Raw genomic sequence first — 11901 nt, forward strand, 5'->3', positions numbered from 1 at the left:
ATTCAAAGAAATATGCCAATTTTCCCGCCACCCAATCTGTATACTTATAAGTATACTTAACCAAACGGCAAAAACCCAGTCCTATCTTTTAATTTCCCTTATGGAAACCAGGCGACCTAACGGCCAAATTTTAATTTCAGGAGCGGCTTTGTTTGTTACCTACCCCTTTTGGCAGGGTTGCATAAAACCTTTGGGCAGGCAAAAGGGAAATGGTGGTATAGATGTAACCGGCGTTGTCCTCAAAATTAAGTTCAACAAAACCCCTGTCCGGGTTGACAACAACAGAAAAAAGGTTTTGACCGCGCCAGGTGTCAGGCACCGCCTCAATATGAAAGACAAAAGCCCGCTCACAGTTCTGGTCAATAGCGGTATCATTGGGAAAGGGCACAGGCGGGCTAACCCTCGTGCCGTTGCGGTAGACAGCGATGCCCCCAGGCGCACCCGCAGGCAATGACCTGTTGCCGTAATTCTTCACCCAGAAATAGATGTTAAGCGGCATCCCCACCTGCGGCTGGGAGGGCACGAGCCTGATACTGTCAACCCGCAAATCCGGACGCAGAACTTCGCTCTTTTCGGTCAGAAAAACCGGACGGGTTGAAAGGTCAATCTCAAGCCAGCCATCGGTTTCAGTAACCCTGGTATCGGTTGGCTGGGTCCCGTCATAATCCAGAGGCAGATAAAAAACCGTATCACTCCTCACTGGCATCCTCACCGCCACCTTGGGCACATCACTATCAGGCGTAATCAGATTCTTCCATCCCACCCAGGTCCTCTTCTGGCTGACTGGGTCTTCAAACTCATAGACCCGCACCGAATCATCACGCCCATCACCAAAAATAACCCGCTGATTGAAACTCTTACCCATTAACAGGGATGATGTCTGGCAACTTGCATAAAAGGCGGGTTTGGGCTGGAAAAGGGTATCGAGCATTCCATAATTGTATTCGCCAGCATCCCGGTCAATGAAACTGTAATAGCAAACCCTGTCATAGCCACCTGTGGGCAAAGCCGCGCTCCCTTCTGCCGCCACAAAAATCTTCCCCAGGCAGTTTGCCTGCGCCTCCTTGCCAATCAATGTGTCGGGCACATCATGAGGTGTGCCAATCTCTGTTATCCAGAGTTCGCCATAATCCCCATTTTCCCGCATCACCTGCCTCAGGCTCTCAGCCTGCCTTTCAAAAAGGTTGATATCATTGAAACCGCTGTCCTGATAAGGATGAAAAGACACCCCATCCCAGAACCGCTTATCTGCCAACCGGTAGCAATACTCAAGCATCTTTAGAGGAGGGATTCGGGAGGAATGCAAAGGTTGGGATGCCACCAGTGAGCCAATCAGCACCGTTGCCTCCCCTTGGGTTATTGAGTCTATCACCGAATCGGCAACTGCGCACAACCGGGCATAAAGGGAACACAGGGCATTGATGGTATCTTCTTGATTGGGACCAATCTCGTAGTGATACTCAGGTCCCCTCCAGAATCTCGTCCAGTTGTTCGGCTCATTCCAGATTTCATAGATATTAATATATCCCAAGTCTGAATAGTAATGCCTGACCACACCTTCAACATACCGCGCCCAGTAATTGCGAGAATCCCAGACACCCAAATACAGGTTTCGTGGCGGACACCCTGAGGAATCATAACGCGAAGATGCCCAATACGGGCAAGAGCCGAGGATGCCAATTATCTTGCAACCCATTGTGTTGTGCGAATAAAACACCGATGGGTCTGTCATTGTAAAATCAAAATCATTAAGGGAGTCTGTCCAAACCCAATCCCAGGGGATTCCAATCCTGTCCATATGCACACCCGCAGCCTTGACTTTGCCGTGAACATTATTGTTCCGTGCGGCAACAGTGTCACGCACCCAAACCAGCGCCCCCCAGTAACTGCTATCCACCCTGTCCATCTTCCCGTATATCCGCATACACAAATCCCAGCCCAGCGGCACCGGGTCTGGCAAATTCGGGTCAATCAGTATTCCATACCCATACGGGTTATTCGGGTTGTAGTAATACTGAATTGAATCCTGCCCCACTCTTGTGAACTTGAATTCATACCGCTTCCCTTTAGTGAAGGTCACCTGTGTACTCCAGTTTTCAAACCTGATCCAACTATGGTCCTGCTTTTGGTTGCCCGTGCTCCACATTATTTCGCTACCATTTTCCAAGACGCCAACGCGATACTGTCCACCAGATCCAATGTTGCCCGCAAACAACTCCACCCGCACCAGACTGTCAAAGTTGCAGGTGATGGTCTGGGAGATTTGGTTATGCTGGAATGTCGTCCAGCCACTCCACGCGGCTTTGACCGGTTCAACAGAATACGCCTTCAGAAGGCACCAACCGGTTGCCACCGCTACTGTCAATATAGCAACAACGACCCTTCTCATATTAGCCTCCTTTTACTGTTTCACAAACTTTACATTGTTTAGTTTTTTAGCTGCCTTGACCTCCAAGAAATAAACACCTGCTGTAAGGTTGGACAGGTCAAGTGTCAAGACATTACCTGACTCGGTCTTAATCGCCATCGGTGACACGCTTCGCCCCGTAACATCGCGTAAGTTTATATTCTGGGCAGGGACGGAGATAAATGAAACTTTAAGGTGGTTTCTCGCTGGATTGGGAGATACCGTCAACTGCGTTGGTCGAACTTCGGCGGTCCGTAGTTCTGACAGACCGACCGATTCCACGCTGTAGACCCCCACACCTGCGTCCCACATAGCGGTGTAGAAGTATGGCGCCGAATAGACAACACGGCGAGGACCGTATGGTGTTCTGATAGCTCCGCACCACTGCGGTTGCGATGGGTTATCCAGACTGACGAGTTCAAGCCCGTCGAACGTAGCCACAGCAGCCACCGACTCGGCAAGAGCAACATCCCACAGGTGCGTGTGGAGCGGAGTGAAACCCAGGAGCCGCGGAGCCTGTGGGTTTGCGGCACTGTACACTCGGAGTGTATCGTAGCCATAAGGCAAATAGATGAAAGTGTCGCGCATCGCAATGCCGTACGCGAAGGCGTTGATGGTGCTGACAACAAACGGACTGTCGGGTCGGGCAATGTTTGTAATGCGGACTGCTCCTGCAGCCGTATATGCAAACGAATCCTGCACTACAATTGCCACCCCATCACCATCGCAGCTCCCCACCAGTCTGGGCTGGCGGGGACGGGCGATGTTGACAACCTGAAAGCGGTTTGCTTCTGCCAGATACAAAAAGGAATCCCGTAGCACAATGTCCATCGGCGGGTTGAAGCATGATTCCTCCGCAGCAAATATCGGCTGGAGCGGGTCGGTTACATCCAATACCCGGAGGAATCTGCGACGGTTACCCCAGTAGGTGATAAACGCGAAGGAGTCCCGGGCTGTCGCAGAGCGGACATCAAGGACACCGATAGTATCATATTCTCCAAGGTCTTGCGGATTCGATGGGTCGGTTACATCCAGGATGCGCAAACCGGCACACTGCTCAGCAACATAGCAGCGCGAGTTGTCCAAGTGAACATCCATAGCTTGATGAGCTTTGTAGCCTGACCATACTTCCGTGGGGGAGTTGACATTGTGCAGGTCAATAACCACCAATCCGCCGTAGTCCGCCGCTAAGTAGCCATAGGAAAGGGGCTGCGGAACATAGAAGTCCCATTCATTGTCACCCTCCGGATTGATACTTCCACGCAGTTGTGGGCGAGTGGAGTCTGTGATATCTATGATGTATAGACCTTGATGTTCATAGGTACAACTCAGATAAGCAAAATAGTCATCAACATAAAGTGCCCAGCCACCATAACCATTGATACGACCGATTTCTGTTATGGACCCGGGATTGCTGATATCAAGCACCGAGAAGTAGTCGGGTTGCACACCCGAGCAAAACAATAGGTTTTCCCTCGGGAATAAAGTTAGGTAATGTCCACCTCGGGAATTAATCCAATTTGGTAAGACGGGGTTACGGACATCATAGACATTCATCGAAGTTACATTACCGGCGACGAATGCATAGCCGTTTGCAACTATCAGAACATTGCCGCTATCACAGACTGCACCAACCTCCACCGGGTGAGCAGGGTCAGCTACATTGTAGATGCGCAGACTGTCGTTTGGTGGATACTTGCTACCAACAGTGTAGCAGAGCGTGTCAACGACCGCTAAGTCATAAATAACCGCGTCCATTGAACCAAGTTCTCTCGGGTTGGCAGGATTGCTGATGTTGTATATCTGTGCCCCAAAATTGCCACAGGCAACATACAACAGCGTGTCCTTAACTGCCAGTTGGCTGATTAGACCACGGGCGTTGATGTGACCAAGCATCTGCGGACGGATTGAGTCGGAAATGGAAAGAATCCGAACTCCAGAGCCAGAACCAAGAAACAAAAGCGAATCCCGACCGCAAAGCTCCCAACTTGGACCCCAAGGCCAGCGACCGATGCATCTCAAGCCGGTGCTTGCTAACTTCTTGAAGGAGTAATGCGGGTCATCAATCCCACGCTCCCTTAGCCAGGGTGCCCTCATCCGTGGATGCACCCGCGCCAATGACTCCTTTAGGGCAAAGTCGGGAAAGCCTGTGCGTGCCTCTGCCGCCACAACGGACAGAATCAAAAGCCCGACAACTACGAACACCCCGCTGAAGTTCATACAATTATTCTACCCCAATGCCTGCCCCAATCAAGCCCATATCCGCACACACAAATCCCAGCCTTATCACCCCTATCATTTAAAACCTTATCCTAAATACCGGGACCTTGTGAGAGATAAATATTCATATAGATGAAAAATATTGACATAGGATTTTGAATCTCTATGCTAATCTGCCTTGATGGCATCTTATTTTGCCAATTCCGATTTTGACTCGGCCGAGGTGGTGGTCATCGGTATGCCGCTTGACCGCACCAGTTCCTTTATTCCAGGAACAAGGTTCGGTCCTTTTGTGGGCAGGCTGGGCGCTGATAACATTGAGTCCTTCAGCCCTTATCAAAAAAGGGACATCACCGGTGTGCGGATTTATGATGCCGGTGACATTGCCTTCACATTTGAGAAGCCAGAAACGCCGGCGGAACTCATTCAGAAGACCACCGCTTCAAACTATTCACGAGGTAAGAGACAACTGGCGGTTGGCGGTGAGCATTCCATCACCCCGTTCATCATAAGAGAGCTTGTGAAAAAATTTACCGACCTGTGCGTGATTCAGTTTGATGCCCATTCTGACCTGCGCGAGGAGTTTTTGGGCGAGCCCTGCTCCCATGCCACGGCGATGCGCCGTGTCCTGGATGTTATTCCCAAGGACAATTTGTTTCAATTAGGCATCCGCTCATTTTTCCGCGCTGAGGAGATGACTATCCCGAACCTTTATCCTTTTGAGGTCCTGGCACCGATAAAGGCAATCAGGACAAAGATTGATAAAAGACCAGTTTATATTACCCTGGACATTGATGTCCTTGACCCCGGTGTGATGCCTGAGGTTCAGACCCCACAACCTGGTGGCTGCTCTTACCGGGAACTTGCCCAAGCCCTTGCCGAACTCCAGGGGATGAATGTCATCGGCTGCGACCTTGTGGAGTTCTGTCCCCGCAGTCCGAGCGCTTCAAGAGGTGCAGCAACTGTGGCTGAACTTGTGCGCGAACTCATCCTACTTATCAACTTAAGTTAAAGGAGGCTTGATTTAATGTGTTGTCGTGCCTGTGCCGGCTATGAACTGTGCCGGACAAAGGGAAAATTGAATGACGAATGCTGTCCCGAGTGTCAGTATTATGACTCCTGTATGGAGGAGTTTGCTGACGAGGAGAACAGGCATCGTCCCCGCAATCACCGCTTTACACGCGGACGGACAACGAAGCAGCAGTAGTTTCCCTGTCCCAATATTATAGAGATTCCCCTTACGGGCGAACCAGGGCGCACCTTTCTGTTTGCACCCCTTTGCCACTTGTGGCAACGATGAGATAAATTCCGGTTGCCACCTTTTTATTTGTTAGCACCCAGGATGCCCTGCCCAGCGTTGGCTCAACTGACAACTCTGCCACCGGCTCGCCGCTGAGGGTGTAAACCTTTACCCGGGCATCGTTAGGTAACCCTTCAATATTTACCCCCTGATGCAACCCCAAAATACAGGGATTGGGGAAGACCTTCAACCTCATTGCGGTGGTATCCTCCTCTTTTGCATAGGTGAATAATGAGAAACCCCGCAGCGTCCCAATCCCTGCTCGCCCCTGGATCGGGTCTAAGTCCAGCGCAGTATAAAATCCTGTTAAACCTTGAGGGTTAGGTATAATGCCAGAGTTCTTCGCATTGTAATTTGTCCAGGTGTTAGTTGCCACATCAAATATTGAAAGACCTGAATCAGAAAGAAACCAAACCCTGCCCGCCCCATCCACTCTGACCCGGTAAAGGTTGTTGGAGAGGAGCCGGCTGTTGGCGGTTGTATAAACCTGAAATGCTCTTCCGTTCCACATCGCTCCGCCCTGGGGAGTGGCAACCCAAACCCTGTCCTGCGGGTCAACCGCCACCGAACGAACCTCGCTTGCGGGCAGACCTTGGTTGTAAAGGGTGTGCCGGTCATCACTGGGGTCAAAAAGGGTGCCGTTATAATCCAGTTCCTCAAGACCATTGGTGAGACCAAGCCATACCCGATTTTGGGAGTCAAAGGCAAACTCGTACGAACCGCCGGTTGGCGGAACAAGCTCTGGGAGATAGAACTCCTGCTCCCTGCCCAGAGAGTCTATCGCCACTATCGCCCCTCCCATATTAAAGACCCATTTTGTATCCCAACGGTCAAGCCCGAAAGCCTGACAGACATTACGGCGGGTAGATTCCCCCCATTGAAAAATACCCCAGGTGTCTGCGACCGGGTCATAAACAGTTACACCACCCTGATAGGAAAAATGGGAAAACCAGATTCTACCTTTGGAGTCACATCTAATCTGGACAACCCAAGGAAGGGGCGAAACAAGGATACGGATGGTGCCATCTGGCATTATCCGGGAAAACCAGCTGGAGTTGTGACCGAGATAGACACTGGAGTCCTTGCCAAATGCACAATCACTGATTTCACCCGAACTGATGCAGTTAAAGGAGAAGCTTTGCCAAGATTGACCGCTACGCAGATAACGCAACCCCCAACCCCAGGCTTCGCCACCTCCAAGCCCGACCCAGAAGGTCTCGCCAATCCAGATAGCCCGCACATCACCCACCAAAACAGGCTGGGCACAACCGCTCGTGTCAATTTTGAAAAGAGTATCACTTGTAGCCAGATAAATATCATATCCTTGAGCCACCATGTCCCTGACCGTTTTTGTCTGGGGAAAAATCAGCAGCGGGATAAAACCAGCAGTATCACCTATCACCAACCCGGCTTCGGTACCGGCAACAACCCTTGCATCGGGCAAAAATACCAAGGCTGAAACCGAGTCGCCCAAAGGTCGCCGGAAAGGACGCCAGTGCCTGAAATACCGGTCAACACAACTAAGACCTAAGTTGGTGCCAACCCAGTAAAAACTGTCGGTCACCAAAAGGGAAAGAATGCGGTCGCTTAAAAGCTCGCGGACGCGAGAATAGTTATAATACTCAATTACATCATCATTGAACTCCAGTGGCGTCCCTGCAAGATGAAGCACATAAAGCCCTTGTTCAGTGCCACAGAGAATTCTATTACTCTCCCCAACCACAACCCTCACCTTTAACGGGAGGTCATGCTGGCGATATAAAAGTGCGCGGGTTGAATCCTTAGGAATTACCGCTAAACCGGCACCATCGGTTCCAATCCAGAGATTATCATCTGAGTCCTGATAGATGCTCAGACAACGGTTTACTCCCAGCCCGTCAGTATGAACAAATGTCCTGATAGGAGTTGGCTCTGGTCTGGTCCTTACTATCGTCACCCCACCAGCCGTAGCAATATTCAGTACCGAGTCGTTGCCACAGATGTCGGTGATGAAGTTTGTATTTGTAAATGTCTGCCAGTTCCCGAAGTTAGCGCAAAGAAAAGAAAATATGATGATTACCATCATTTAATTTTCATATTATCCATACATTGCCAACGGTCAATAAGCGCCTCTCCCTGACAAAACCGCTTTTATCGTTCTGACCAGGATGGAAAAATCCAGCCACAATGACCAGTTTCTAATGTAGTACTCATCTAAGACCATCCGTTCGTGAAAAGGCAGTTCTGCCCGACCGGACACCTGCCAAAGTCCGGTGAGACCCGGACGCACCCGCACAATCGTTCCGATGTAACCTCCGACCCGGTCGAGTTCGCTCGGTAGATAGGGTCTTGGTCCAACCACCGCCATTTCTCCTCGGATGACATTAATCAGTTGGGGCAGTTCATCCAGGCTGAAACGACGCAGGAATCTGCCAAGTGGGGTTACTCGCGGGTCATCAGTGATACGGGCATACCTTTCCCACTCCTCTCTTATCGCCTGATTTTTACCAAGGATATCTTGTAACCGCGCCTCTGCATCCTGATACATTGTGCGGAACTTTAGACAGGTGAAAACCCTACCTCCTTTACCAATCCGTTGCTGCCGGAAGAACACCGGTCCGGGAGATGAAATTTTTACCAAAAGCGCCAAAAGCCCGAATAGCGGCAAAAGGAGTAGCATCAGGAGAAGGCTCGCCATAAATTCAAAAACCTGCTTTGTCCAGATGTTGAGGGGTCGTAAGAGATTGTAACGGTATTTCAAAACCAAGAGACTCCCAACCTGCTCAACATCGGCTGTTGAACTTGCCAATAGGCTCGCACTGGGCAGGACCATCAGCTCACCAAAACGGCGCTCAGCATAATTAAATATCCTTCTTAGGCCCTCCTCAGTAAAAGAATCAGCCAGCACCACTACCAGTGCCCCTGAAGGAACTTCGGCTCTGTCTAAAAGTTCGGTGATATCCTCATCCGGTTGTTCACAAACAATATGTTTAACGATTGAATATCCCATTGTTTGGTGTTTTGAAATCTCAGCCTCAAAGGCCCGACTTGCCTCTTCAGAGCCAACAATCACCAGCGGCTGCTGGAAAATTCCCATTCTCACCAGCACCCGTTTGAGACCGGTTCGGAATAGTGGCACGAGCAAAATCCCGAAAGGAACTGCCAGGAGCACAACAAACCGGGAAAATATCCAGAGCCGGAACATAAATAGGAGAATGGTGAGAAGGGCACTCCCAATTATCACCCCTCTTAGACAGCGCCGGCGTTCCTCCCAGTCGGTCAGTCTTTTTGTGTAGAGCCCCTCATATGCGAACACAAAAGGATAGACCAAAACCAGATATATCCGGCTCAGAAGCGTTGTCGCTGCCAATTCTCCTATAGGACTGCCACCTGCCCAAATCGCCCGAACCAGATAACCCAGAAAATAACTACCAAGCATCGCCACCACATCTGCCACAATCAGGAATATTATGGAAAGCATTCCTTTCAGTCGTCTCATCTTCTCTTCCCTTGCCAGGAGTACTCAAACTCCCCTAAACCCAAAAGACCCACCGCCTCAAGAACAAAGTAATACCCGGCAAAACCGACGGTCAAAAGAACCCTTTTTAATTTCCCTACCCTCTGGGTGAAGAATCTATGGAGCCCCTTTATACGCTGGAACTCGGTAAAACGGCGGAACCGCCTGCGCACGCCACCATAGTGATGAATAATATTTGCCCTGGGTTCTAAAAAAACCTCCCAACCCTGATCACGCAGGCGTTGACAGATGTCCAAATCTTCAGCGAACATAAAGTAGGTCTCATCAAAACCTTTTACCGCCTCAAGTGCCTCTCTTCGGAATAGCATCATCGTGCCGATAACCGCATCAACCGGAACTGCAGAACCGGTTGATGTTTGTGATTCTTGACCTAAGAAGTTAAGATATAAAAACTCCCTTGCCGGTGCGAAACGGGGAAAGAGCCTCAACAAGGGCGAGCGCCTGCCTGCCAGTACATAACGCAGCTTCGGAAACCTCCGACAGGAAGGCTGGGGTTTTAAATCCGGATAAAGGAGTTGCGGCGAGACAACTCCCGCCTCGGGATGGGTATCTAAAAAACTGACCAGCCTGGTTAACGCCAGCGGCAGAAATTGAATATCAGGATTGGCAACCGCCACATATCTTCCTCGGGCATAACGAAACCCTTGATTTGCGGCTCTCCCATAGCCTTGATTCCTTTTTAACAACACCAGGAGGGCGTGATGTTTTTGGCATAAATCAATAAGCCGTTTTCGCTCGTTTGAAGCGTTGTCCACGACAATCACCTCCTTGTCCAGTTCGGATGAGGAAAGGCTTTGGAGCGCGCATTCGAGAAAGTCAGCCGAGTTATAATTGACAAAAACAATTGAGATCACGGGTTGCGGCTGGCAATTGACCATTAAATTATTAATATTATAACATCTTAACAATCGGTTTCAACTGTTGATTATCAGGAGAAGTTTGCTATGTTCTCCCATGCCGCGGGGATTAGTTAAAAGCGCCTATAACATAATAGTTCTCCTCGCTTTCCTGCTCGCCTTCGGGGTGATTGTCTGTGGCAATCAAATCTTCTACCTAACCCCATTTTTTAAAAATATGGTTATCAAGTTATACATCGGGCATCTCCTGCGAGGAATTATTGCGCTGCCTTTTTTCCTTGTCTGGCTCAAGTTGAGCAAAAATCCCCGGATAACCCGGGTGTTAAATTGTATTAAAGCCTGGTGGCTTGCCCATCCTTTGACGCCCGTCATCGCTCCTGTCTTCTTTTTGCTTTTAACTCTCCTTATTTCCCTTTTCGGATTCAATAAAATTCCGATGGGTGATGCAGTATGGCCATTCTTTCAGGCAAAAATCTTCGCCCAAGGTAGACTGTTTGCACCTGCACCACCTGATTTCCGTTTTTTTGCCACACCTACCATCGTTTATCAAGGAAAATGGTTTTCCTATACCTCACCTGGTCACTCATTAATACTCCTACCATTTTATCTTCTTGGCACCTCTTGGCTTTGCGGTCCGATTTTAGGAACAATTGGCATCATCCTATTTTACCAGCTTGTAAAGGAGTATACTGATAAAGAAACCGCCAGGATTGCATTGCTCTTGGCAGTCACTTCACCCTGGATGCTATTTCTGTTTGCCTCTCACGAATTCCACATCACCTCAACATTCTTTACCATTCTTGCACTCTACGGTCTGACTAAAATGTCAAGACTCAGTGCTGCTGAACCGAGAACTAAAAACCAAGAACTAAAAACCATCTGCGGCTGGGCATTTCTGGCAGGATTAAGCCTGGGCATGGTATTTCTCGCCCGCCCCTATACCGCCATCGGCATAGGCATCCCGATAATCCTGTTTGTCATTAAGGAGAGGTGCAGGGTGAGGATTCTTGACCTTTGCCTAATCCTGTTCTTTGTTGGTGGTCTAATAATGGTGCTCCTCCATCTTTATTATAACCGGTCCCTAACCGGCAACTGGCTCACATTTCCGTATCAGTTAATGGGCAAGTATCATGGGATCGGCTTTTCGTTAGATTACGGTGCCCCAACCTTTAATCTCCCCGGTCATTCACCATTAAAGATGTTTTTAAACCTTGCCTACAATATATTTGTCCTCTCATTGCAACTGTTTGGCTGGCTGTTTTTATCGTTAATGTTCTTTTTCCCCGGCATCATTCGTTCCGAATCGAAAAGGCTGTGGTTCTTCTGGGCACCAGCGTTAGGTCTGATTGTTGCCTATTGTTTTTACTGGTTTCATGGGATTACACCCTGGGGTCCGAAATACTGGAGTGAGGCCTTACCAGCTCTCATCCTCTTTAGCGCCATCGGTATTAAAAGCGCACCCAATAATTTCAGTTTGAGGGCGTTGCCATTTTTGACTCTATTTTCTCTCCTCGTGCATCTACCGGCAAATTTTATCTATTTCTCTTCTGGTCGCTGGGGCGAAACACCAAAGGTCTGGCAAAATGTGCGGGCTGCTAAA

Annotated in this window: 8 protein-coding genes; 3 read left to right on the forward strand and 5 right to left on the reverse strand. The window is 49.5% G+C overall.

The genetic code is table 11. The annotated features are described in order from the left end of the window. Positions 1–136: 136 nt before the first annotated feature. Both ABIK47_07330 and ABIK47_07335 read right to left on the reverse strand, forming a co-directional pair. Positions 137–2389, reverse strand: a complete 2253-nt coding sequence (locus ABIK47_07330) for a hypothetical protein (protein ID MEO0020424.1) — start codon at positions 2387–2389, stop codon at positions 137–139. Between the two features lie 12 nt (positions 2390–2401). Then, positions 2402–4627: a T9SS type A sorting domain-containing protein gene (locus ABIK47_07335; GenBank protein MEO0020425.1), complete on the reverse strand. Its 2226-nt coding sequence runs from the start codon at positions 4625–4627 to the stop codon at positions 2402–2404. 181 nt (positions 4628–4808) lie between these two features. On the opposite strand from ABIK47_07335, the gene speB reads away from it, so the two are divergent. Next, positions 4809–5639 (forward strand): agmatinase, encoded by an 831-nt coding sequence (gene speB, locus ABIK47_07340; protein MEO0020426.1) that lies wholly within the window; start codon positions 4809–4811, stop codon positions 5637–5639. Positions 5640–5654: 15 nt separating this feature from the next. Continuing rightward, positions 5655–5834, forward strand: coding sequence for a hypothetical protein (locus tag ABIK47_07345; protein ID MEO0020427.1), 180 nt, complete (start codon positions 5655–5657; stop codon positions 5832–5834). 31 nt (positions 5835–5865) lie between these two features. Here ABIK47_07345 and ABIK47_07350 read toward each other — a convergent pair whose 3' ends face one another. From ABIK47_07350 to ABIK47_07360, 3 genes are read right to left on the reverse strand one after another with little or no spacing between them, the layout of a single operon-like run. Continuing rightward, positions 5866–7992 carry a two-component regulator propeller domain-containing protein gene (locus ABIK47_07350; GenBank protein ID MEO0020428.1) on the reverse strand — a complete coding sequence of 709 codons (2127 nt, stop codon included), beginning with the start codon at positions 7990–7992 and terminating at the stop codon, positions 5866–5868. Positions 7993–8025: 33 nt separating this feature from the next. Then, positions 8026–9405 (reverse strand): undecaprenyl-phosphate galactose phosphotransferase WbaP, encoded by a 1380-nt coding sequence (gene wbaP, locus ABIK47_07355; protein MEO0020429.1) that lies wholly within the window; start codon positions 9403–9405, stop codon positions 8026–8028. Further along, positions 9402–10298: a glycosyltransferase family 2 protein gene (locus tag ABIK47_07360; protein ID MEO0020430.1), complete on the reverse strand. Its 897-nt coding sequence runs from the start codon at positions 10296–10298 to the stop codon at positions 9402–9404. Before ABIK47_07360 ends, wbaP begins: the two co-directional genes overlap by 4 nt. Positions 10299–10398: 100 nt before the next feature. Between ABIK47_07360 and ABIK47_07365 the strand changes: the two genes are divergently transcribed. After that, the coding region (locus tag ABIK47_07365) for a glycosyltransferase family 39 protein (protein MEO0020431.1) at positions 10399–11901 on the forward strand (1503 nt) is incomplete at its 3' end.

This window comes from candidate division WOR-3 bacterium (assembly GCA_039801245.1).
Lineage (GTDB): Bacteria > Hydrothermota > Tepidihabitantia > Tepidihabitantales > Tepidihabitantaceae > JAOABP01.